This window comes from Streptomyces inhibens (assembly GCF_003389455.1).
Classification (GTDB): Bacteria; Actinomycetota; Actinomycetes; order Streptomycetales; family Streptomycetaceae; genus Streptomyces; species Streptomyces inhibens.
On the sequence record NZ_QUAC01000053.1, the window covers coordinates 24,470 to 47,973 of the forward strand.

Annotated in this window: 17 protein-coding genes and 1 pseudogene; 7 read left to right on the forward strand and 11 right to left on the reverse strand. The window is 70.7% G+C overall.

Annotation, left to right across the window (positions count from 1 at the left end; all coding sequences use genetic code 11):
* Window position 1: 1 nt before the first annotated feature.
* The 3 genes from DY245_RS07675 to DY245_RS07685 form a co-directional block, all read right to left on the reverse strand.
* Window positions 2-2,296 (reverse strand): NHLP family bacteriocin export ABC transporter peptidase/permease/ATPase subunit, encoded by a 2,295-nt coding sequence (locus tag DY245_RS07675; protein ID WP_128504873.1) that lies wholly within the window; start codon window positions 2,294-2,296, stop codon window positions 2-4.
* Window positions 2,293-3,099: an HlyD family efflux transporter periplasmic adaptor subunit gene (locus tag DY245_RS07680; RefSeq protein ID WP_128504875.1), complete on the reverse strand. Its 807-nt coding sequence runs from the start codon at window positions 3,097-3,099 to the stop codon at window positions 2,293-2,295. The genes DY245_RS07675 and DY245_RS07680 overlap by 4 nt, the downstream gene beginning before the upstream one ends.
* A 179-nt stretch (window positions 3,100-3,278) precedes the next feature.
* Window positions 3,279-3,494 (reverse strand): type A2 lantipeptide, encoded by a 216-nt coding sequence (locus tag DY245_RS07685; RefSeq protein ID WP_128504877.1) that lies wholly within the window; start codon window positions 3,492-3,494, stop codon window positions 3,279-3,281.
* Between the two features lie 746 nt (window positions 3,495-4,240).
* Between DY245_RS07685 and DY245_RS07690 the strand changes: the two genes are divergently transcribed.
* Entirely contained in the window at window positions 4,241-5,272 is a 1,032-nt protein-coding gene (locus DY245_RS07690) for a PHP domain-containing protein (RefSeq protein ID WP_128504879.1), read from the forward strand.
* Window positions 5,273-5,281: 9 nt separating this feature from the next.
* On the opposite strand, the gene DY245_RS07695 is transcribed toward DY245_RS07690, so the two are convergent.
* From DY245_RS07695 to tdh, 4 genes are all read right to left on the reverse strand, one after another.
* Entirely contained in the window at window positions 5,282-6,628 is a 1,347-nt protein-coding gene (locus DY245_RS07695; RefSeq protein WP_128504882.1) for a chloride channel protein, read from the reverse strand.
* 97 nt (window positions 6,629-6,725) lie between these two features.
* Window positions 6,726-7,634: a LysR family transcriptional regulator gene (locus tag DY245_RS07700; protein WP_128504884.1), complete on the reverse strand. Its 909-nt coding sequence runs from the start codon at window positions 7,632-7,634 to the stop codon at window positions 6,726-6,728.
* A gap of 35 nt (window positions 7,635-7,669) precedes the next feature.
* Window positions 7,670-8,863: a glycine C-acetyltransferase gene (locus DY245_RS07705; protein ID WP_181923567.1), complete on the reverse strand. Its 1,194-nt coding sequence runs from the start codon at window positions 8,861-8,863 to the stop codon at window positions 7,670-7,672.
* 45 nt (window positions 8,864-8,908) lie between these two features.
* Window positions 8,909-9,937, reverse strand: a complete 1,029-nt coding sequence (tdh, locus tag DY245_RS07710; RefSeq protein ID WP_128504888.1) for an L-threonine 3-dehydrogenase — start codon at window positions 9,935-9,937, stop codon at window positions 8,909-8,911.
* Between the two features lie 326 nt (window positions 9,938-10,263).
* On the opposite strand from tdh, the gene DY245_RS07715 reads away from it, so the two are divergent.
* On the forward strand, window positions 10,264-11,676 hold the full coding sequence (locus DY245_RS07715; protein WP_128504890.1) for a S1 family peptidase: 1,413 nt from the start codon (window positions 10,264-10,266) through the stop codon (window positions 11,674-11,676).
* A gap of 187 nt (window positions 11,677-11,863) precedes the next feature.
* Complete coding sequence (locus DY245_RS07720; RefSeq protein ID WP_128504892.1) at window positions 11,864-14,653, forward strand: type 1 periplasmic-binding domain-containing protein; 2,790 nt, start codon at window positions 11,864-11,866, stop codon at window positions 14,651-14,653.
* A gap of 31 nt (window positions 14,654-14,684) precedes the next feature.
* Here DY245_RS07720 and DY245_RS07725 read toward each other — a convergent pair whose 3' ends face one another.
* A complete protein-coding gene (locus tag DY245_RS07725; RefSeq protein WP_128504895.1) occupies window positions 14,685-15,464 on the reverse strand; it encodes a VOC family protein in 780 nt (259 codons plus the stop codon).
* Window positions 15,465-15,612: 148 nt separating this feature from the next.
* Between DY245_RS07725 and DY245_RS07730 the strand changes: the two genes are divergently transcribed.
* The 4 genes and pseudogenes from DY245_RS07730 to DY245_RS45975 form a co-directional block, all read left to right on the forward strand.
* A complete protein-coding gene (locus tag DY245_RS07730) occupies window positions 15,613-18,036 on the forward strand; it encodes a SpoIIE family protein phosphatase (RefSeq protein WP_128504897.1) in 2,424 nt (807 codons plus the stop codon).
* A 123-nt stretch (window positions 18,037-18,159) separates the two neighbouring features.
* Window positions 18,160-18,351 carry a hypothetical protein gene (locus DY245_RS07735; RefSeq protein ID WP_128504900.1) on the forward strand — a complete coding sequence of 64 codons (192 nt, stop codon included), beginning with the start codon at window positions 18,160-18,162 and terminating at the stop codon, window positions 18,349-18,351.
* A gap of 362 nt (window positions 18,352-18,713) precedes the next feature.
* Window positions 18,714-19,220, forward strand: a complete 507-nt coding sequence (locus tag DY245_RS07740; protein ID WP_128504902.1) for a DinB family protein — start codon at window positions 18,714-18,716, stop codon at window positions 19,218-19,220.
* Window positions 19,221-19,232: 12 nt separating this feature from the next.
* Window positions 19,233-19,361, forward strand: a pseudogene (locus DY245_RS45975) (mycothiol transferase); the annotation flags it as partial.
* Window positions 19,362-19,387: 26 nt separating this feature from the next.
* Here DY245_RS45975 and DY245_RS07750 read toward each other — a convergent pair.
* The 3 genes from DY245_RS07750 to DY245_RS07760 form a co-directional block, all read right to left on the reverse strand.
* Window positions 19,388-20,278, reverse strand: a complete 891-nt coding sequence (locus DY245_RS07750) for a GNAT family N-acetyltransferase (RefSeq protein WP_128504904.1) — start codon at window positions 20,276-20,278, stop codon at window positions 19,388-19,390.
* Between the two features lie 159 nt (window positions 20,279-20,437).
* The gene (locus tag DY245_RS07755) at window positions 20,438-21,889 is read right to left on the reverse strand and encodes an amino acid permease (RefSeq protein WP_128504906.1); all 1,452 of its coding nucleotides are present in this window, start codon (window positions 21,887-21,889) and stop codon (window positions 20,438-20,440) included.
* A 249-nt stretch (window positions 21,890-22,138) separates the two neighbouring features.
* Window positions 22,139-23,095, reverse strand: a complete 957-nt coding sequence (locus DY245_RS07760; protein ID WP_181923568.1) for a hypothetical protein — start codon at window positions 23,093-23,095, stop codon at window positions 22,139-22,141.
* Window positions 23,096-23,504 lie beyond the last annotated feature (409 nt).

Consider the following 23,504-nt stretch of genomic DNA (forward strand, 5'->3'; position numbering starts at 1 on the left):
GTCAGTGCTCCTTGACCAGCTCGGCGTACGGGCCCCCGGCGGCGACGAGATCCTCGTGCCGGCCGCGTTCGACGACCACACCGTGGTCGAGGACCACGATCTCGTCGCTGTCGCGGACGGTGCTCAGCCGGTGGGCGATGACGACGCAGGCGCAGCCGCGCCGCCGCAGGTTGTCCATGATGGTCTGTTCGGTCTGGGCGTCCAGTGCGCTGGTGACCTCGTCGAGGACCAGGATGCTGGGGCGCCGGACCAGTGCGCGGGCGATCTCCAGCCGCTGGCGCTGTCCGCCGGAGAAGTTGCGGCCGTCCTGTTCGACGCGGCTGTGGATGCCGTCGGGGCGACGGGCGATCACATCGTCGTAGAGCGCGGCGTCCTGGAGAGCGGCGATGACCGCGTCGTCCGTTATCGACGGGTCCCACAGCGCCACGTTGTCGCGGACCGTGCCCTCGAACAGGAAGATGTCCTGGTCGACGAAGGAGACGGAGGCGGCCAGCGCGCTGCGGGAGAGGTCCTCCAGGCGCTGTCCGTCGATGCGGATGGTGCCTTCCCAGGGGCTGTAGAGGCCGGAGATCAGCCGGGAGACGGTGGACTTGCCGCTGCCGGAGCCGCCGACGAGGGCGACCTGCCGGCCGGGGCCTACGGCCAGGGAGAAGCCGGTCAGCAGAGGTTTGTCCAGGGGGCTGTAGCCGAAGGTGATGTCTTCCAGCGTCACATGGCCCTTGAGCCTGCGGGTGCTGGCGTCCGGCTCCGGGCGTGAGTAGAGGGTGTCGACGGGGAAGCTTTCGACGTCCTTGAGGCGGGCCACGTCGGCGGCGAAGTCCTGGATTCTGCCCGCCACTCCGTTGAGCCGGGTGATGGGTGCGGTGAAGCGGGTCACCAGCGCCTGGAAGGCGACGAGCAGACCGATGGAGATATGGCCTTCGACCGCCCGGAGTCCGCCGATCCACAGGATCAGCGCGCTGTTGAGCGTGGCGAGGGTGGGGGCGACGACGGCCAGCGCGGCACTGGGCACGCCGAGCCGCTGTTGTTCCTCCAGCGTGGTGGCGTGCTGGCCGGCCCAGCGGCGGAAGTAGCCGTTCTCCCCGCCGGTGGCCTTCATCGTCTCGATGAGCTGCAGCCCGGTGTAGGAGGTGTTGGTCAGCCGGGCGGTGTCGGCGCGCAGCTTCTGGGTGTGGGTGGCGCGCAGCCGGATCACGATCCGCATCGCGACCACGTTGAGCAGGGCGATCCCTACGCCGATGACCGTCAGTTGGGGGTCGTAGGTCCACAGCAGGAGGGCGTAGAGGATGACGACGATCCCGTCGACACCCGCCGCGGCGAGGTCGCGTGCCAGGGTTTCGGCGACCGCGTCGTTGGACTGCAGCCGCTGGACCAGGTCGGCCGGGCTGCGTTGGGCGAAGAAGGTGACCGGGAGTCTGAGGAGATGGCGCAGGAACCGGGCGCTGGTGAGGGTGGAGGAGATGATCCGGCCGCGCAGCAGGTTCGCCTGTTGCAGTCCGGTCAGTACGGCGGTCAGCGCCACCATCGCGGCCATCGACGCGAAGAGCGGTCCCAGCAGCGAGGTCTGGTTCCCGATCAGGAACATGTCGATGTACGTACGGCTCAGCGCGGGCACCGCCGCGCCGACCGCGACCAGCAGCAGACTGGCGAGCAGCGCGGCCAGCAGGGTGCCCTTCGTGCCGCGCATCCGGGCCGGCACGGCGCTCAGGACGCCGGGCTTGCGGCCGCCCTTGCGGAAGGATGCGGCGGGCTCCAGGACCAGGGCGACACCGGTGAAGCTGGTGTCGAAGTCCTCCATCGAGACGAAGCGGCGGCCCTTGTCGGGGTCGTTGATGTGTACACCGCGGCGGCCGAAGCGGCGGCCCATGCCGTCGTAGACGACGTAGTGGTTGAACTCCCAGAACAGGATGGCCGGGGCCTGCACCTCGGCGAGCGCGGCCGGTTCCATCTGCATGCCCTTGGCCTGCAGGCCGTAGCTGCGGGCGGCCTTGAGCAGATTGCTGGCGCGCGATCCGTCGCGGGAGACGCCGCAGGCGATCCGCAGCTCTTCGAGCGGCACATGCTTGCCGTAGTGGGCGAGCACCATGGCCAGGGACGCGGCGCCGCATTCCACGGCCTCCATCTGGAGGACGGTGGGGGTGCGGACGGCCTTCGCCTTCTTGGGCTTTTGGGCCGGGGGAGCGTCACGGCGGGTGCGGCGGCGGGCGCCGGGCGCGGGCTCGGGGCGGTGCCGGCCGCGGACGGGTGGCGGCAGTTGCTGCTGCTGCGGTGCGGCGGAGTCATGGGGTGCGGTCACGGCAGCAGCCAATCGATCGGGTGCTGCGCGGCCAGGTGGACGGCGCCGCCGGCCAGGGTCATGGAGTCGACGGCGTACGGCGGGCCGTCGGAGGTCGACCAGGAGTAGCCGGACCTGCTGTGCGGGTCGCGGTCGAGCTGTACCAGGACCGCCACGGGCTGGCCGTGCTGCGAGAACTGCTCGCCGAGCTGGCTGCTGCCCAGGAAGGCGCCGATCCGCTGGCGGGTCTGGGCGGTCCGGCCGACGGCCTTGACCTTGCCGCGCAGTACGCCGTACTGCTGGGCCGGCACGGACTGGACGGTGAGGTCGACGGACGCGCCCACGGGGACCGAGGCGCCGCTCTCGGCAGGTACGTACAGCGTCGCCGTCAGCGGATCGCCGGCGTGCGCGACGCGTTCCACGGACGCGACATCCGCTCCGGTCGTGACGACGGAGCCGATCGTGGCGACCATCGTGGTCAGCCGGCCGGCGGCGAGGGTGCGGACGACGGTGGTGCCCTGTGCCGTACGGACCTTCAGGAGGGGGGTGTTGGCGGCCACCTGTGTGCCTTCTTCGGCGAGTACGGCGGTGACCTGGCCCGCGACGGGGCTCTGCAGGATGTAGCTGCCCTGGCCGTGGGTGAGGATTCCGGGGGCGCTGAGGGTGGACGACACGGTGCCGGTCACCGCCCACACGGATGCGGCGATCACGACGAGGACCGTGACGGTCAGCACGAGCCAGCCCTGGGGCCGGGCGAATCGCACCGGCAGATCTATTTCCTCGGGCGACTGCAGCTTGGAAAGGGCCTGTTGGCGAAACTGCACGACACTCTTCCCTCAACGGCAATGGTCTGTTTCAGACGGGTGGCGGCCGAGTGCCCCGGAGCCCGGGGGGACCGGGTGGGTCCGGGGCACTCGGCCCGGCATGTCGGCAAGGAGGGGGCGCCGACCTGCCGTTGTCACCGTTCAAAGCCGGCTGTGCCGCGTGGCGGCACAGAGGGGGCTCAGAGACCGGCGACCAGGCCCGTGACGCCCGAGGTGTTGACACCGGTGGTCTGGGCGACCAGGCCGGTGGCGGTGCCCACGACACCGGAGACCGGGGCGACGGAGTCAACGGTGCCGGTCACGGTGCCGAGCACGTTGCCGACGAGGCCACCGGACACGTTGTCCAGGTCGCTGTCGGAGATTTCCTGGGTCTGAACCTGGGGGGTGGAGTTCATGATGTTTCCCTTCGGATGAATATCTCGAAAAAAAGCTGCGCCCGAACCGTCCGGTGGGGTGGTCCGGCCGCGGCAGCGGGAGTCGGGTGCCCGAAATCGGGAACCGTTGGTGTGACTCCCGCAGTGTGAAGGATCAAAGCATGCAGGCGCGTTGTGCTGCTAATCGGACCGGCGCCGATCAGGACGTCATCGGTCCGCCAAATTACCTGACGTGCACGCGTGTCCATGAATGAGTAACAGCTTCTTCACATCTTCCCCCGTTTCCTTTCCGGGGAGCCGTCGTACGCACCGCAGGCGAACGGGACATTCCCGCATCAAACCGCTTAGTCGCAGGTCAGCGCGGGTAAGCGACACGGAAGGCCGTGTGCCGACTGCGCATTCAGTGTGCAGATTCTTTGAAGACCGCCAATTTTTGCGGTCCGTTGGCACGGGGCGGCCGGCGAACTCCGGCACACGCTCCCGACGGAGCCCGCCGAATGTTGCACCGGCATTAACCATGACCGATTCGCCCGGACTTCATGGGCGGCATTGCAGGCGTTGAGGGTATTCAACGGAATCATCGGCACTATCCGTACGCCATTCCCCTGGAAACGGATCGACCGGCGGCAGAACGGACATAACCGCATAACAACGCGGGCTTCGGACCCGCCAGAAATGGCCGATTTACCGCCCCGGTGGCAGCCGCTCATCGGCTGGGGCACGGTGAAAGGAGGCCGCGGGACCGGCGGACCGGGAAGGAGCCGTACGTGGACCCCGTCGAGGCGCTGGAGCGGATCGCCTTTCTGCTGGAGCGACAGGGGGCGGTGACCTACCGCGTACAGGCCTTCCGTACGGCCGCGGCGGCGATCGGCGCACTCTCCCGCGACGAGCTGCAAACGCGCGTCCACGACGGTTCGCTGGGGCGGATCAAAGGGCTGGGGCCCAAGACCACCCGAGTGGTCGAGGAGGCGCTCGCGGGGGTGCGGCCCGAGTATCTGGCGCATCTGGAGGACGAGGCGGGCGGGCCGCTGGTCGAAGGGGAGCGGGGAGCGCGGCTGCGGCGGGCGCTGCGCGGCGACTGCCATCTGCACTCGGACTGGTCGGACGGCGGCAGCCCGGTCGGGACGATGGCCAGGACCGCCCGCGACCTGGGGCACGAGTGGTGTGTGCTGACCGACCACTCCCCCAGACTCACCGTCGCCCGCGGACTGACCGCCGAACGGCTGCGGCAGCAACTGTCGCTGGTGGCCGAGGTGAACGAGCGGCTGGCGCCGTTCCGGCTGCTGACCGGGATCGAGTGCGACATCCTCGACGACGGCGCGCTCGACCAGGAGCCGGAGCTGTTGGAGCAGCTCGATGTGGTGGTGGCCTCGGTGCACTCCAAACTGCGGATGGAGAAGGCACCGATGACCCGGCGGCTGCTGGCCGCGGTCCGCAATCCGCTCGTCGATGTGCTCGGGCACTGCACCGGGCGGCAGATCACCGGCAAGCTCCGCCCGGAGTCGCAGTTCGACGCCGGGGAGGTGTTCGCGGCCTGCGCCGAACACCACACCGCGGTGGAGATCAACTGCCGTCCGGACCGCTTCGATCCGCCACGCCGGCTGCTGCGCCGGGCGCTGGAGACGGGGACCCTCTTCTCGATCGACAGCGATGCGCATGCGCCGGGCCAACTCGACTGGCAGATCTACGGCTGTGCCCGCGCCGAGGAGTGCGGTGTGCCGGCGGACCGGGTCATCAACACCTGGACGGAGCGCCAGTTGGCCACCTGGACCCGTACGGGCCGGACGCCGCGCCGCTGAGCGGGCCGGTCACCCGGCGTCCGGCGGGGCCTTGGGGGTGGCCGGGGTGAGCCGCAGCGCCACGACGTAGGAGACGACCACGGCGACGATCACCAGCGGCATGACGGTGAGACCGTTGTAGCCCATCAGCAACGTGGCCATCAGCACCGACGTCATCGGGAGCCTGAGCATCGCGACACACATCGCCCCGACGCCCATCGCGAAGCCCGGGGTGAGCGAGAGACCGGGCAGATGCGAGAGCGCCACACCGCCCGCAGCGCCGATGAACAGCGCCGGGAAGATGGGGCCGCCCCGGAAGGCGCTCAGCGAAGCGCAGTACGCCAGGCTCTTGCAGAGGACGAGGAGCAGCAGCGCCGCCACCGAATAGCCGGCGCTGTCACGGAAGAGCGAACCCAGCGCCGACTGGCCCGAATAGAGCATTTCGCTCGCGGGCTTGCCGGTCGCCCCGGCGAACCCGACCGCCAGCGCCCCCACCACCAGGCCCATCACCACCGTCGCCGGTACCCGGTGACGGACCACCCGCCCCTTGAGGAACAGCGAGAGCCGCCGTACACCGGTCGCGACGAACGCGGCGGCCACCCCGATGACCAGCGCCCAGCCGAACTCCGCGAGCGTCGGCTCCGTGGCCCGGGGGATGTCGTGCAGTGCGAGCGAGTACGTACCGAGGCCGGTCCAGTTCCCCAGCCCGGTGAAGATCAGCGCACCGATGCCGGATGCCAGCAGACCGGGCACCAGCATCATCCCGAGCAGGGGCCCGCTCAGCCCCGAGACCTCCATCAGCAAGAACGCGCCCAGGAGCGGGGAGCCGAGCAGCGCGCTGACCGCCGCGAAACTGCCGGCGGCGCCCACCGCGGCGACGGCCCGGCCCGGCATGTTCAGGTTCATCAGCCGTACGGCGCCCACGGCCAGTCCACCGCCGAGGGCGATGAGCGGCGCCTCGGGGCCGAGCACCGCGCCGAAGGCCAGGGAGGCCAGGGCCGCGAGCACGATTCCGGGGAGCGCCGAGAGGGCGGGCGCGCCGCCGACCGACAGCCCGTCGGCCGGCTCATGGCCACCGTTGCCGGGGAGGTAACGGATGGTCAGCCCGACCAGGAGACCGGCCACTGCGAGCATCGGCAGCGGCCACCACATCGGCGTCCCGGCGAAGCCGAGCGCCCGCGGCAGGTCCTGGTTGATCAGCGGTTCGAGTCCATGGACCAGCGTGAGAAAGCCGAACGAGACGGCACAGACCGGGACCCCGATCGCCGTCGCCACCAGCAGAAGCTTCAGATACCCGCCGGTGCGCACCATCGCGTACGGATCCTCGGGCACGGTGGCCGGCGCGCCGCCGACCGGGCCGGTGGGGCCGACCGACATCGCCTCGCCTCCTCGCCACCGCCGCCGTGACGAGCCTGCCATGACCGGCTCCGGTCGGCACCTCGGACACGATCCGGACGAGCGGCGTTCCTGCCCCTCACCCCTGAGGTGCCGCCGCCTCCTGGAGGGCGGCCAGGACCGGGCGGAGGAGCGGGTGCTCCTCGGCTCCTCGGCGTACCGCGGCGAAGACCTTGCGGGTGGGGGCCACATCGTCGACGGGGCGGACCACCACCCCCGTGAGGTCCATGTCGCGCAGGGCCGAGCGGGGGACGAGGGCCACGCCCGCCGCTGCGGAGGCAAGGGCGACGACGGCGCGGAAGTCGTCGGAGGAGTGTTCCAGGCGGGGCTGGAAGCCGGCGTATTCGCAGGCCAGGACGACCACGTCATGGCAGGGGTTGCCGGGGTAGGGGCCGATCCAGGGGTCGCCCGCGAGGTCGGCCACGGCCACCTGGGCCGCGTCGGCGAGGCGGTGGCCGGGCGGGAGTACGGCGTCGAACGGCTCGGCGTAGAGCGGGACGCGGGTCAGCCGTGGGTCGTCCGCGCCCGGTGCGCCCCGGTACTCGACGGCCACCGCGACATCGACCTGCCGGTCGAGGACCATCCGCAGGCTGGCGTCGCCCTCGGCGTCCTGGACACGGACCCGGATGCCGGGCGCGGAGCGGGCGAGCGCGGTGAGGGCGGGCGCGACGACCAGGCCGATGCCGGTGGCGAAGGCCGCGACGGTCACCGTGCCCGCCTCGCCCGAGCCGTAGGCGGCGAGCTCGGACTCGGCGCGCTCCAGCTGTGCCAGGACGGCGTTGGCGTGGGTGAGCAGGATGTCGCCCGCGGCGGTCAGCCGTACGCCGCGGGCGCTGCGCTCCACGAGGCGGTGGCCGGTCTCCTGTTCCAGGGCGGCCAGCTGCTGGGAGACCGCCGAGGGCGTGAGATAGAGCGCGGCGGCCGCGGCGGTGACCGTGCGGTGGTCGGCCACCGCACGGAGGATGTGCAGCCGTCGTGCTTCGATCATGCTTCCAGTTTCGCAGCAGTGACGCCCGGGTCGCGTCACTCCCCCAGCGCGGACCTCGCATCGATGAACGCGTCGACCGCGCGGTTGACGTCCTCGGTGGAGTGCGCGGCGGACAGCTGGACCCGGATCCGCGCCTGGCCCTGCGGGACGACGGGGTAGGAGAAGCCGATGACGTAGACGCCGCGCTCCAGGAGCAGCTCCGCCATCTTGGCCGCCTCGGCCGCGTCGCCGATCATGACGGGGGCGATGGCGTGGTCGCCGGGGAGGATGTCGAAGCCCTCCTCGGTCATCCGCGAGCGGAACAGCGCGGTGTTGGCGTGCAGCCGTTCGCGCAGCTCACCGGCCGACTCCAGCAGATCGAGCACCTTGAGCGAGGCGGCCGCGATCACCGGGGCGAGCGAGTTGGAGAAGAGGTAGGGGCGCGAGCGCTGGCGCAGCAGCGCGACGATCTCGGCGCGGGCCGCGACATAGCCGCCGGAGGCGCCGCCGAGGGCCTTGCCGAGGGTGCCGGTGATGATGTCGACGCGGTCCATCACCTCGTGCAGTTCGGGGGTGCCGCGGCCGCCGGGGCCGACGAAGCCGACCGCGTGCGAGTCGTCGACCATCACCATGGCGCCGTAGCGGTCGGCCAGGTCGCAGATCTCGCGCAGCGGTGCCACATAGCCGTCCATGGAGAAGACGCCGTCGGTGACGACGAGCTTGCGGCCCGCGCTCCCCGCCTCCTTCAACTGCCGCTCCAGATCCGCCATGTCGCGGTTGGCGTAGCGGAAGCGGCGGGCCTTGGAGAGCCGGATGCCGTCGATGATGGAGGCGTGGTTGAGGGCGTCGGAGATGACCGCGTCGTCCGGGCCGAGCAGCGTCTCGAAGACACCGCCGTTGGCGTCGAAGCAGGAGGAGTAGAGGATGGTGTCCTCCTGGCCCAGGAAGCCGGAGATCCGCTGCTCCAGCTCCTTGTGGACCTCCTGGGTGCCGCAGATGAAGCGGACCGAGGCGAGGCCGTAGCCCCAGCGGTCGAGCGCCGCGTGGGCGGCCGCGACGACCTCGGGGTGGTCGGCGAGACCGAGGTAGTTGTTGGCGCAGAAGTTGAGGACCTCGCCGGGGTTGCCGCCCGTTGTGACCGCGACGGTGGCGGACTGCGGGGTGCCGATGACGCGCTCGGGCTTGTGCAGGCCGGCGGCGCGGATCTCGTCGAGGGTGCCGCGGAGGTCGTCGCGTACGGAGTCGAACATCAGGGTTTTCTCCAGGAATCGGGGTGGGGCGGGACGGGCGGCGGGTCAGCTGGTCCAGTCGAGGATGATCTTGCCGCTGCGGCCGCTGGCGGCGTCGTCGAAGGCGGCGTCGAAGTCCTGGTGCGAGTAGCGGCCGGTGATCACCGGCGCGAGGTCCAAACCGCCTTCGAGCAGCACGGACATCGCGTACCAGGTCTCGAACATCTCCCGGCCGTAGATGCCCTTGATCGTGATCATGGAGGTGACGATCCGGGACCAGTCGACGGGGAACTCCTGCGACGGCAGGCCGAGCACGGCGATCCGGCCGCCGTGCGTCATGTTGGCGATCATGTCGCGCATCGCCTCGGGCCGGCCGGACATCTCCAGTCCGATGTCGAAGCCCTCACGCAGGCCCAGCTCACGCTGGCCGTCGGCGATGGTCGTCTCGGCGACGTTGAGGGCGAGGCTCACACCGACCTTGCGGGCCAGGTCGAGGCGCGGCTCGCTGACGTCGGTGATCACGACATTGCGGGCGCCCGCGTGCCGGGCGACGGCGGCGGCCATGATCCCGATCGGTCCGGCGCCCGTGATCAGCACATCCTCGCCGACCAGCGGGAACGACAGCGCGGTGTGCACGGCGTTGCCGAACGGATCGAAGACGGCGGCGATGTCGAGGTCGACGGGGACGCGGTGCACCCACACATTGGCCGCCGGCAGCGCCACGTACTCGGCGAAGGCGCCGTCCCGGCCGACGCCGAGGCCGACCGTGGACCGGCACAGATGACGGCGGCCCGCGAGACAGTTGCGGCACTTCCCGCAGACGAGGTGGCCCTCGCCGCTGACCAGGTCGCCGGGCTTGATGTCGGCCACATCGCGGCCGGTGTCCACCACCTCGCCGACGAATTCATGGCCGATGGTCAGCGGAGTGGCCAGCGACTGCTGGGCCCAGCCGTCCCAGGCCCGGATGTGCAGATCCGTGCCGCAGATGCCGGTGCGCAGCACCTTGATCAGTACGTCGCCCGGGCCCATGGCCGGTTCCGGCACGTCCATGAGCCAGAGTCCCGGCTCCGCCTTCTGCTTGACCAGTGCCTTCACCGCGACGGCTCCCGTACGTAAGAGGTGCGTGCTTGCCGGGGGCGCCCCGGCCGCCCGATCTACGCCGGAAAATCTTCCTTACGTCGGCCGCCTGGTCCATCGAGGTTTTCTTAAGCGCGATCACAGCTGCCCTTTACGCCCCTCAGCCGGCCGGGAGTGTAGGGGCTCCCGGCCGCGGGCGGCGGAATTCATCACAGCGTGAGTGGCCATGAGACCGGGGTGCCCGGGGTTACGTACGACTGGGTGGCAACACCGCACGGGTACCGACGCGACGCACCGCGGCCTCCCGTGTGCTTCGTACCTGTGCGTCCCTGGAGGTCAGTGAATTGAGCCACCGACACGTCAACAAGCGGACGGGCGCCATCGTCGGCGCGGCCGCTGCCGCCATCGCGGCCGCGGCGATCCTGCTTCCCAACGCCAACGCGAGCACGGACACGCCAACGGCCCCGCGGACGTTCAGCGCCCACTCGGCCACCCAGCTGGCGACGGCCCTCAAGGCGGATCTCGGGGACAAGGCCGCCGGCTGGTACCTGGACGGTGCGAACGGCCACCTGGTCATGAACGTGCTGTCGCAGGACGACGCCGAGAGCGTCACCGCCAAGGGTGCCGTCGCCAAGGTCGTACGCCACAGCATGACCGCGCTGAAGGCCGGCGCGCAGACCCTGCGCAAGAACGCCTCGGTGCCCGGCACGGCGTGGTCGATCGACCCGAAGACCAACAAGATCGTGGTGCTCGCCGACAGAACTGTCACCGGCGCGAAGATGGCCCAACTGTCCAAGACCACCGGCGGTATGGGCGATCTGGTCACCGTCAAACGGTCGCGGGGGGAGTTCACGCGGTACGACGGCGACGACGCGGGCAGTTCGGCGGGGGCCGGCGGTGCGCAAGGCGGCGGGCAGGCCGCGGGGCCGGTCGGCGGCAGTGCCATCTTCGGCGGCAATGCGCGCTGCTCCCTGGGCTTCAACGTCACGGTCAAGGGCGCGCCCGCGTTCTTGACGGCGGGTCACTGCGGCAACGACTCCAAGACCTGGTCGGCGGACCAGGGCGGCGGCCAGCCGCTGGGCACCGTGGCGGACTCGCAGTTCCCGAAGACCGACTTCGCGCTGGTCACCTATGACGACCCGGGAGCACAACCGCAGAGCGCGGTCGACCTGGGCAACGGCAGCACCCAGCAGATCACCAAGGCCGCGGAGGCCGCCGTCGGCATGAAGGTGCAGCGGTCGGGCAGCACCACCGGGCTCCACGACGGCACCGTCACCGGCCTGGACGCCACGGTGAATTACGGCAACGGCGATATCGTCAACGGCCTCATACAGACGGACGTCTGTGCCGAGCCGGGCGACAGCGGCGGCTCGATGTTCTCCGGCGACTCGGCCGTCGGACTGACCTCCGGCGGCAGCGGCGACTGCACCCAGGGCGGTGAGACTTTCTTCCAACCGGTCACCGACGCGCTGCAGGCCACGGGCGCGGAGATCGGTGCCGGCGGTGGCGGCGGCAACGGCGCGGGCGGCGGCGACGCGGGGGCCGGGAACGCCGGTGCAGGGAACGCAGGGGCCGGGAACGCTGGTGCAGGGAACGCCGGCGCGGGGACGGAAGACCCCGGTACGGGCACCCAGGCCCCCGGCACGGGGACGGAAGACCCGGGTGCCGGCGCCCAGGACCCCGGTACCGGTGCCCAGGACCCGGGAGCCGGCGGCAGCAGTGACCCCGGCATGGGAAGCGGTGATTCGCTGAACTGACCGCTCACCGAACCGACCACAAAACAAACGGAAATTCACGGTGGCTTCGGCCCCGCCCACCCGCAACGACGCCGGTGGGCGGGGCCGCTGCGCACGACGGGGCCCCTGAGTGTGGCGGAACCATAGCGACCGCCCGCGGAGCGGTGTCAAAATACCGGCCCTACTCCGACCCTTCCTCAGGGAAATCATGGCGTCGAACGAACTCGATTCCCATATCCCCGTCTTCCGCGGAGCCGGGCATCTGCTCCGCCTCATCGCCGATCTGGTGCGCAGGCCACGGCGCCGGGAGTGTCCGGAGCCGGTGCGCCACCGCGGAGTGGCGCAGGGGCGGGAAGGCCTTCCGGTGATCTGTCTGGTGGGCGGTGACGATCATCCCCAACTCGCCAAGGGCATCAGCTACTTCCTCAGCCACGCCGATCCCCGGCGGGTGCCGCACTGTCTGCATGATCTCCGCACCGACACCGCGTCCTCGGACCCGGAGTCCGTCGAGGCGGTGCGCCGCACCCTGGAGCGGCTGGCGCAGGGCTTCGCGCTCAGCGTCAACGGCAGCGACGGACGGGTCCGCTTCCGCCGGTTCGGCCTGGTCAACTGGCTGGCACAGACCGGTGTGGGCAACGGCCCCGGCTACACGGGCGGCCTGGAGGGCAATGACCACACCCTGCTGCAAGGACTGCGGGAGCGGGAATTCCGGCGCCGGCGGCTGTTCGGGCTGCTGCGCTCCCCGGAGACCGAGCTCGCGGTGGACGGCAATGTGCCGTGGTGGGTATGGCTGTTCGCCGTCCATGTCTTTCCGCTCGCGTGGTTCCGGGTCCGCCGCGGGCTGGGCTGTGAGTACCGCTGGCTGCTCAACCAGCCCTATCTCGCGCCGCGCGACCCGGGCACGTTCATAGGCTTCGCCGAGCGGCTGACCGCACCGCACAACCAGGTCGAAGACCCGGAACAGTTACGCAAGTTGATGGTCAACGCCTTCCTGGAGGATCTGCGGGTCGCGTTCCGCCGCCGCATCTGGCGGCCCCGTACGGCCCGGCGCACCGCGTACTGCGTGGCGCTGCTGGACGGCGTGGGCCCGGGCAACTGCGGCTATCCGCTGTTGCAGGCCGTCATCGACGTACGCAACGAGACCGGCGCGTTTGATCCGCTGCTGGTGATCAGCTGCGGTGCCGGGCCGCCCGCGGACGGCACCCGGATCCGTGCCGACTGGGGCCACAGCTCGCTGTGGGAGCTCTCCGACCGGCTCTACGGCGGCTGGCGGGACACCTTTCTGCACCAGGGCCGGGCCCGCAATCGCGCGCCCTGGTATCTGCCGGTCACCGTGCCGCGGCTGATGCCGCCGTCCGAGGAGAGCTACGAGCTGACCCGGCGGCTGGAGGTCGCCCAGGACGCCCGGCTGCGGATCCCCGAACCGCCGTTGTGGGCGCGCCGGGTGGTGTCCGTGATGGCGGTGTGCGGTGCGCTCGTCGCGCTGCTGGGGGCGGGCGGGCTGGTGCTGGGCGGGGAGAGCAACTACCGGCAGGCGCACTGCGGTCTGAGCCGCTTCGAGGACGATGCGGCCACCCTGCGCACCGCCGGGACCGGCGAGTGCATCGGGGTGGCCCGGCACGGTTTCACCTTCCACTCCCCCGATCCGTCGCTCGACACGACCCTGCGGACCATCTACGCCCAGAACAGCCGCGCCGAGGAGGTGCACCAGGCGTCGCCGGAACGCCCGTTCGTCACTCTCGTCCATCTGTCGGCGCTGCTCAGCGTCTCGGGCAAGCCGACCGGGCAGCTCGCCTACGGGCGTGAGGCGCTCCAGGGTGCGGCCAGCGCCCAGTCCCGGCAGCTGCGCAGCACCGGCGCCACGGAACCGATTCTGCGCATCTTCCCCGCCAACGCCGGGTCGGGAATGCGCTTCGGCACCGAGGTCGTGGACATCCTGGAACAGCTCAAACAGCAGGATCCGTCCCTCGTCGGGGTCACCGGGCTCGACCAGAGCCGGGAGGCGACCAACCGGACGATACGCAAGCTGACCGCGGTGGGGCTGCCGATGGTGGCCACGACCCTGTCGGCGGACTCGCTGGTACGGCAGTCCCCCATGTACTTCCAGGTGTCGCCGCAGAACACCAGGGAGGCGGATGTCGCCGCCGCGTACGCCGACCACCTCGTGGGACAGGGCACGAAGCGACCGACCCGGCGGGTGCGGATCATCAGCTCCGCCGATCCCAGCGACACCTACAGCAAGACTCTCAGCGACGATGTCGCGCGGCGCTTTCGCGGGCGCGGGTTCGCGGTCGAGAGGACGTCGTTCACCCCGCCCCCGCCGCCCGGCGAGGAGCCCTCGTCGGACGCCCCCGGCCCGGGGGCGGTCGGCCAGCGCAGTTGTTCCTATCCGGGTGTGGTGTTCTTCGCGGGGCGCTCGGAGGACTTCGAGTCGCTGCTCGGCGGCATCAACGAGTCCTGCAACTCGGATCCGCCCGCGATCATCGGCGGCGACGATGTGGCACGGCTGGCCGCCGACGCGGACCGCCGAGGGCACTATCCCGGGATTCCGTACGACTTCCTGGACTTCACGCTGGGCTCGGCGCGCTGCGACGGCACCAGCGAGCTGTACGCGGAGTTGAGCAAGCTGTTCCCCGAGGAGTGCGCCAAGGTCGCGAGCTCTTCGCTGGACGGCCATGCGGCGCTCGGCTTCGACGCCGTCAAGCTGTACATCAACGCGGTCAAACAACTGCGCGAGGAGGCCGCGCAGATGCCGCTGACACCGCCCGCGGTATGGCATGCGATCAGCGGCGTCCACGGCGACGAGGCGCTCGACGGGGAGAGCGGCATCATCAGCTTCGGCGGCGATGTGGACCGCCAGGTCCCGTTGGACAAGCTGCTGTCTGTGCAGCACATCGACGGTGTGGGCAGGCCGGCCCAGGCGGGGTTCTGCGGCCGGGTCGGCGGGCAGAAGCAGTCGTCGTGGTGTCCGCCGTTGGAGGCGGAGCAGGGCCGGTGAGGGACGGACCGACGGTCAGGCACTCAGGTGCTCAGGCCGAGACGACGGTGAACAGGCCGCCGTCGGGGTCGCGGATGACGGCCTGGGAGCCCTCGCCGTCCGCGGTCGCTGTCACGGGGGTGACGGTCCCGCCGGCGGCCACCGCGGCGGCGGTCACCTTCTCGATGTCCTGGACCGGGAAGTGGACATGCCAGCGGGGGCGCACCCGGGGGTCCGGGGCGTCCTCGACGCCGCCGCCGCGCAGGGTGGCGACGGTGTGCGTACCGTCGCGGACGATGACCTGGTCGTGTTCGTAGGTCACCTCGCAGCCGCCCGGCTCGCCGCTGGCCCAGCCGAAGACCTCCGCGTAGAAGATGGCGGCGGCGAAGGCGTCGCGGGTGCGCAGTTCCAGGCAGGCGGGCGCGTTGCCCTGTCCGACCGACCAGGCCAGCGTCTGGCCTTCCCAGAAGCCGAAGGTTGCGCCGTCGGGGTCGGCGGCCAGCGCGGCGCGCCCGGGGCCGAGCTTGATCGGGCCGACGGCGACGGTCGCCCCGCGCTCGCGGATGCGGTCCGCGGTGTCGTCGGCGTCCGCCACGGCGAAGTACGAGGTCCAGGCCACGGCGACCTGGTAGTTGCGGGCGAGGGCGCCGATGCCGGCGACCGGCTCCCCGTCGGCCATCGCCACGGAGAACTCCTCGCCGAGACTGGCCGGCCGGAACCGCCAGCCCAGGACGGCGGAGTAGAACTCCTGCGCGGCGTCCAGATCGCGGGCCATCAGACTGACCCAGCACGGAGCGCCACGTACGGGAGTGGCGGGGCCATGGGCCGACATGACATCTGCCTCCTGTTGCTCAGCGCCCTTTCCCACTCTGCCAGCGACCGGCCGGGGCCGCACCAAGGGCGCGTCCCCCGGCAGCGCAGTTGTGCCGGTCTTGATCAGGCTCGATGCTGTAGTTACTGAACCGGGCTGGGTTGATGCCATGAACGCATGGAACGCGGCGGGCGGCGCCGACTTCCGTGGTCCCCTCGACGTCACCAGGGCGGCCACAGCGGTTCTGGATGCCCGGGACGTGGTCATCGGGTGGAGCCCGGCGGCCCGGCGGCTGCTGGGATACCGGCCGGAGGACATCATCGGGCGCCCGTTGGAGACGTTCTTGCCGGCCGCCGAGGCGGCCGGTCCCCCAGCGGCCGAGCAGTTGCCGCAGACCCCGCTGAGCGGCAGCGAGCCGCGCACCGCGCGGCACCGGGACGGCCGGCTGCTGCGGGTGGCGATCACGTCCTGCCCGCTGAGCGTCACACAGGACGCCGGCGAGACCGCGCCGGCCCGCCTTCTGACGGTGACCGAGCTGGAGGCACAGCGGGTGTGGGAGTCCCAGCAGGCGATGCTGCACGGGCTGGCCACCGAGTCCCCGGTCGGCCTGGGCATCTACGACACCGAGCTGCGGCTGACCTGGGCGAATACCGCGTTTGTGCAGGAGATCGGGCTGCCGCTGCAGGATTTCCTCGGCACCGGGGCCGATGCGCTGTACCCGGACGGCGAGTTCGTGACCGAGGGGTATCCGCGGACGCTCGAAGCGGTCATGCAACATGTCCTCGACACCGGCGAGCCGGTCCTCGATCTGCACTTCGTCGGTCAGCAGCCCTCCGACCCCGGGAGCGACCATGTCTGGTCCTGCTCCTACTACCGGCTGCAGGACGCCCACGGGCAGGTGCTCGGGGTGTGCGAGGACGCCTTCGACATCACCGACCGCTACCAGGCACAGCGCCGGCTGAACCTCCTGGTGGAGGCCGGCACCCGGATCGGCACCACACTCGACATGGCTGTCACCGCCCGGGAGGTCACCGAGGTGGCGGTGCCGGACTTCGCCTCCGTGGTCACCGTCGACCTGGTGCAGTCCGTACTGGAGGGCGAGGAGCCGGAACCGGGCAACGGCATTCTGCCCCTGCTGGTCCGCGTCGCCACCCGCTCCGCCGACGATCCGGCGGACGCCGCGCCGCACCGCCCGTACGACATCGAGTACCCGCCGGGCTCGCTCCAGTACCGCAGCCTGTCCTCCGGCGGGATGATCTGCGGGGAGAGCGCCATGGTCGTGCCGCTGCGGGCCGGCGGCACCCCGATGGGGCTGGTCACCTTCATCCGCAGCGAGTACCCGTCGCTGTTCGACAAGGGGGAGATCGAACTCGCCGACGAGCTGGTCATCCGTACCGCGGTATGCCTGGACAACGCCCGCCGCTTCACCCGCGAGCACGCCGCCTCGCTGACCCTCCAGCACACGCTGCTGCCCCAGCATCTGCCGCCGCAGTCCGCCGTCGATCTGGCCCACCGCTATCTGCCCAGCGACGACCGGGCCGGGGTCGGCGGCGACTGGTTCGACGTCATCGCCCTCTCCGGTACCCGGGTCGGACTGGTCGTCGGGGACGTGGTCGGCCACGGGCTCCAGGCGGCGGCGACCATGGGGCGGCTGCGGACGACCGTACGCGCCCTGGCCCGGCTGGATCTGTCCCCCGACGAGCTGCTGAGCCGGCTGGACGACCTGGTGGGCCAGACCGCGGAGGACCAGGCGGCCACGGACGGCCCGGACGCCGGCCCCTACGACGTCGCCACCGGTGTGACCTGCCTGTACGCGGTCTACGACCCGGTGTCGCGGCACTGCACCATGGCGCGGGCCGGCCATCTGCCACCGGCCGTCGTCGACCCGGAGGGCGGGCTGTCCTTCCCGGATCTGCCGGCCGGCCCACCACTGGGCCTCGGGGGCCTGCCGTTCGAATCGCTGGAGATCGAGCTGCCGGTGGGCAGCCTCATCGGGCTCTTCACCAACGGGCTGGTCGAGGCCCGCAACCGGGACGTCGACGAGGGGCTGGAGATCCTGGGCCGGGTGCTGGGCGAGCACCGCAGACCGCTGGAGGAGCTGTGTGACCGTGCGCTGGCCGAGCTGCTGCCGGACGGGCCGGCCGCCGACGACTCGGCGCTGCTGCTGGTACGCACCCGCGAGCTGGACGCCCGGCAGGTGACCGCCTGGGAGCTGCCCGCCGAGCCGGCCGCGGCGGGCAAGGCCCGCGAGCTGGCCACCGGGCAGCTGCGGGAGTGGGGCCTGGAGGAGCTGTCCTACGCGACCGAGCTCGTGGTCAGCGAGCTGGTCACCAACGCCGTACGGCATGCCTCGGGGCCGCTGCATCTGCGGCTGCTGCGCGACCGGACCCTGCTGACCGAGGTGTCGGACACCGGCCACACCTCGCCGCATCTGCGGTACGCCGCCAGCGACGACGAGGGCGGGCGGGGGCTCTTCATCGTCGCGCAGCTGGTGCCGCGCTGGGGCACGCGCTACACGCCGTACGGCAAGACGATCTGGACCGAGCAGGCATATCCGCCGCGGTATTCCGGGGCGCCTGGGCCGGTCGGCTGACCGGCCGGGCGAACCCTGGGCCCAAACTCGCCCGGCGTACATCGTGCGGGTGTTCGGAGGCAGCCTCATGATGGAACCAAGCGAGGTCCCGGCGACTCGGCGGGCGCGGACAGAGGAGGACCTGTGACGACCAATGGCAGGGAGCAGTCGGCCGAGCGACGGCCGGCCGAGCTGTACACCGGTAGCGAGCGGCCCTACGACCCGGAGGACCTGGTGAAGGCTTCCGGGCGCGAGCCCACCCCCGCGAGCCTGGAATGGGCCAGGCGCCTGATCGCCGAGGAAGGCCCCGGCGCCATCGAGCGGTATCTGCCGTGAGTTCCTGAGCACCGGCCGCGGACGGGTGGCTCGCCCGTCCGGGGCCGCCCGACTGCGCGCGAGCGGGCGGTGGCATCCGCCCCGCCGCGCGGGTCGCGGTGCCGGTGAGTGGCGTCGGTCCGTCCGGGCCGAGCCGGCCGGTCGCTCGGCCGGTCCGGCGCACCCGCACGCGTCCTGGAGACCCCACTGCGACCGCCGACCGCCCTTTCTCCCGTCGCAACGGGTCGTCCACCGGGCGGTGTTGAGCGTGCAGCCGGTGAAGCCGTCCGCGAAAGGAAAACCCCTTGCGGCGGCCCGCACCGCTCGGCAAGATCCCCTCGGCCGAGTCCCGCCCCGGGCCTCGCCGTACAAAGGAATCAGCCATGACCACCGAACGCATCTCCCCGCCGGTACGCGCAGGCGAGCGGGAGACCCTGCGGGCCTATCTCGACTTCCACCGGGCCACCCTTGCCATGAAGACCGACGGCCTCTCCGACGAGGAGTTGCGCAGCCGCTCGATGCCGCCCTCCACGCTCACCCTGCTCGGCCTGGTGCGGCACATGGCCGAGGTGGAGCGCAGCTGGTTCCGCCGGGTGATCAACGGCGAGGACGTCCCGCTCGTCTGGTCGGCCGAGGGCGACTACCAGGCGGCGTACGACGCGAGCACGGCCACTCGGGCGGAGGCGTTCGACGCCTGGCAGACCGAGGTGGCACACTCCCGCCGCATCGAACAGCAGGCGGCCTCGCTCGACGTAACGGGCTACCAGCCCCGCTGGGGCGAGCATGTCTCACTGCGCCTCGTGATGCTCCACCTGATCCATGAGTACGCCCGCCACAACGGCCATGCGGACTTCCTCCGCGAGGGCATCGACGGGGTGGTCGGCGCCTGAACCGCCGGAGGGGCCCGGAAATATGACGGTCCGGGCGAGGACCAGCTCCGCGAGGCATCCGTGGCGCCCTCGCCGACCACCCTGCTCGGCCTCGTCCAGCACATGGCCGAGGTCGAGCGGAACTGGTTCCGCCGGGTCCTGTGTGCCGTGAGGGCGCAGGACACGCCCTAGCCGAGCTCAAGACTCGTCACGGCGAAGGTGCGTTGCTGCTCCGTCGGCGGGACCGGGCCGGTGTACATGCGTACGGTGTGCGACTGCGGGGTCAGGCCGCGCGTGGTGACCAGGGTGTGGGCGGCGCGGCGGGGCTCGGGGATGTCGAGGAAGACCTCGTCGGCCGGGTCGAGGGAGGCGGTGAGGGCGTCGAAGAGCGCCTCCGCGACCTCGGGGGTGTCGGCGAAGAGCGGGCCGATGCGGTGGCCGGTGCGGGCCGGGCGGATCGCTCCGTAGCCGGCGATCGCGCCGTCGCGCACATACGCGCGGGCGGTGTGGCCGGGGGCCGTCAGCCAGCGGGCGACGAAGGCGCGCCGGGCGGCGGGGAAGCAGTGCCGGTCGTAGGCGGCCAGGGCGTCGAGGTGGGCGGCGGTGACGGGGACGACGTCCGAGGACGGCTGCGTGCCGGGGCGGGTGGGGCGTCCGGCGTAGCGGAGAGTGTCGTAGGCGGGGGTGAACCCGGCGCGCTTGTAGGTGGCTTGCTGCTCGGGGACCGCGTCGAGGCCGACGGTCCGGGTGCCAGCGTGCGGGAAGGCGGCGCGCCAGGTGGCGAGGCCCAGGCCCTGTCCGCGGTGGTCGGGGTGGACGAGGTAGTAGCCGAGGAAGGCGTAGGCGTCGGAGTAGTTGACGACCGAGACCGCGGAGACCGTCCGTCCGCCGAGCCGGCCGATGAAGAAGCCGGCGGGGTCGGTGGGGTGGAAGCAGGCGGTGTCCCCGCGGCCGGGGTTCCACTCTTCGTCGGCGGCCCACTGCGCCACCTCATGCCAGTCGTCCAACGAGGCGGTGGTGACGGTGAGTTCGCCGGTCGCGGCCGGCTGGTGGTGCGGGGCTTCGCCGATGTGGGGCATACCGGGGGTCGTCCCTTCTAGTGGGGGCAGGGGGCGGAATCGGGTGTGGTGCGGTGGTGCTGCGCGGGGCGGGCCGGCTGGGGCCCTTCCGACCGGTCGGCCCGCCCGTGGTGAGGTGGGCGCGCCAGGGCCTGTCGGCCCTGGTCCGCCGGACGGGCGTTAGATCAGGTCCATGGCGGCGACCTCGTCGGGGCGGCCGTAGCTGACCGGGCCCTGGAAGCGCCGTCGGGCGGTGGCGAACCACCACACGGTGGCGATGATCAGCACCGCGGCCAGCGCGATCGGGGCGTAGTTGAACGAGGCCGGGGTGATCGGGTACGCCTGGGGCAGCATGAACAGCACATTGCTGATCAGGATCCAGGTCACCGCGATCGCCGCGACCGGCTTGCCGTAGCGGCCGAGGTTCCAGGGGCCGGCCTGGAAGTCGTCGAGCCGCAGCCGCAGGAAGATCGGCACGGCGTAGGCGAGGAACAGCCCGACGACATTGACGCTCACCACCGCGGTGAAGGCGGTGTGGGACCACCAGCCGGGCAGCACCAGCACCAGGGGGCAGGCCGCGGCGAGCCAGACGGCCTTGACGGGCGTACGGGTGCGCGCGGACACCGAATGCCACCAACGGGAGCCGGGCATCGCGCCGTCGCGGGAGAAGGCGAAGATCTGCCGGGTATTGCTGGTCATGTTGGCGAGACCGCAGAACAGCATGGCGCCGATAACGATCAACAGCAGGAACTTGGCGGTGCTTTGGCCGAGCGCATCGATGAGAATCTGCACCGGTGGTGCCTCGGCGGTCGCGGCGTGACCATAGTCACGGATCGCGTACACCAGTGCGAGCATGAGGATCAGTCCGGTGATCGCGGAGTAGCTGATCGCCCGCATGATGCCCCTGGGCGCGTTGACCGTTGCCTTCACCGTTTCTTCGGACATGTGGAAACTTCCGTCGAAACCGGTGAAGGTCCAGCTGGTGACGAGCAGCCCCAGCATTCCGCCGTAAATCGCATGGGTGAAGCCGGTGTTGTTGGCGAAGTGGGTGACGAACGACGGCGACTGATGGTGGTCGGGTATCACCGTCAGCGCGCCGACGATCACCACCATGCCGATCAGCAGCCACCACACGGAAATCCGGTTCACGACCGCAACCAGCCGCACCGTATAGGTGTTGGCCAGCGCCTGGACGACGAGGATGACCGCAGTGATGCCGACCGTCTGTTGCGGCGTCGGCTCGTAGGACGGCCACTGCATGGCGATGAATGCCTGGATGAAGGTGGCGGCGGCGAAGTTGGTGGCGGCCGTGCCGCCTACCTGGCCGACGAAGTTGAGCCAGCCCGTGTACCAGGACCAGGCGCCCTGGTGCCGCTTGGCCAGCTTGCCGGCCGAGAAGTAGAGCGCGCCGCTGGTCGGGTAGGCGGAGGCGATCTCACCCATGGCGGCGCCGACGAACAGCACCATCACCGATACGCCGATCCAGCCGAAGACCAGAACCCGCGGGCCGCCGGCGTTCATGCCGAACCCGAAGGACGAGAAGATCCCGGAGATGATGTTGATGATGGTGAAGGAAATGGCGAAATTGTCGAATGCGCGGAATCTGCGGGTCAGTTTCCGCGGATAACCCATGGCATGGAGCGTCGCGTCATCATCGAGCGTGACGGGATCTTCCGGGTGGGGGGCTTTCGAGCGGGCTGGGGACGTACGCTCGGACACAACCGCAACCTTTCTGGGGGGAACCGAGGGGGGAATTGGCGGGCTGAGCTGACCGAACAGGCGGGGGCAGATTTGAAGCAGACAGAGAGCAGATAGGAAGCAGGCGAGGAGAAGGCGTGGAGCGGCTCGGGCGGATTTTCGCGGCCATTGATCCGGCGCGTATCAGGCGTCATGCGGAACGGGGAGTCCGCAGGAGCGTCTGGCCTTGGTCAATTGCTCCGCGGGATCGCCGAATGCGCTCCAGGGCATACGTGAGGCGTACGGCCCCATGGCCGTGAAGACTTCCCGTGCCTCGAATTCACGCTTCGCCATGAACAGCGCATGCGCCAGATACGCCAGGTCGAGGACCGGCGCGAAGCGGTAATCGGCCGCCTGCGGAAACCAGTTGCGGTAGATGCCCATCGCGGTGGAGATCCACTGGGGTTGCTCCCAAGTACGGTCGGCGAGCAGGGCGGACGGGTTGTAGTCCTCGACCAGGGCCACCAGCGGCAGCAGCCGGAGCGGCGAGGCGGCCGGGGCCCGCTGGCTCAGGAACGCGGCAACGTCCCAGCTCGCGCTGGACGAACCGCCGTAGCGGGTGAAGAAGAACGACAGGAAGCGGTGGTGCGCCTCGCGGTGCCAGGGGGCGAGCCGGAGGATGTGGGCGAAGAGGTACCAGGGACCGGGCGGCGCGGTCAGCAGCCCCTGCGGCGCGGGGTCATGCGGGCGGTCCAGGCGCGACAGCGCCAGCTGGGCCACCCAGGGGGTGGGGTCCTCGGGAAGCAGCTTGGCGGCCCGCTCACACGCCGTTTGCGCTATCCGCGCCAGGGTGCCCTTGCGGCGGTCGCCGGCGTCGGCCATGCGCAGGGCCCGGAGCATCGCCACCCGCGCCCAGAGCAACGCCGCCTCGGGGCCCGGTTCTTCGGCCAGCCAGCGCTCCGCCAGGTCCGAGTCGGCCGCCTCGGAGGCCAGCACCAGCGACCGGTGCGCCCGGACCTCGAAATCGTCCCGGGCTTCCTTCAGAACCTCGTGCGCGCTGAAGTACCGTCCGGTCCTGACGTCCATACACGCGCGCGCCAGCGCTCGGTCATTGGCCGCTGGACTCCACACGTACTGCCCCTCGAAAGAGCCGGCCGCCATGGTCCCCTCCCGGTCACGAAGGCGTCATCCCCCACACCGCATTCCAGCCGCGCCGAATTCAGCTGGATCCCTACCACCGGTCAAGTGGCAGCGGCCACACCCTACTCATCCTCAACTCATCGCGAAAACAAGTCGCCTGGAATATCTGGTTCCGCACCTTTTAGTCTTGATGAGATTGAACAGGAAACAACTTTCCGGCCGATCTTCTGAACCTCTCCACTTTGCCACCGGATACGCCTCTGAGCATTTATTTGGCATATTCACATGTTCACAGGGCCTCCACAACTGGACAACGTTGTCGAATACCCCTCCGCTTCGGCGGACATCAAGACCGATCGCGGGTCGGACCGGGACCCGTAACTCGGCCCCGGTGGCGCAGACACGCCCGCGGACGGAAGGTCGCCGCGCC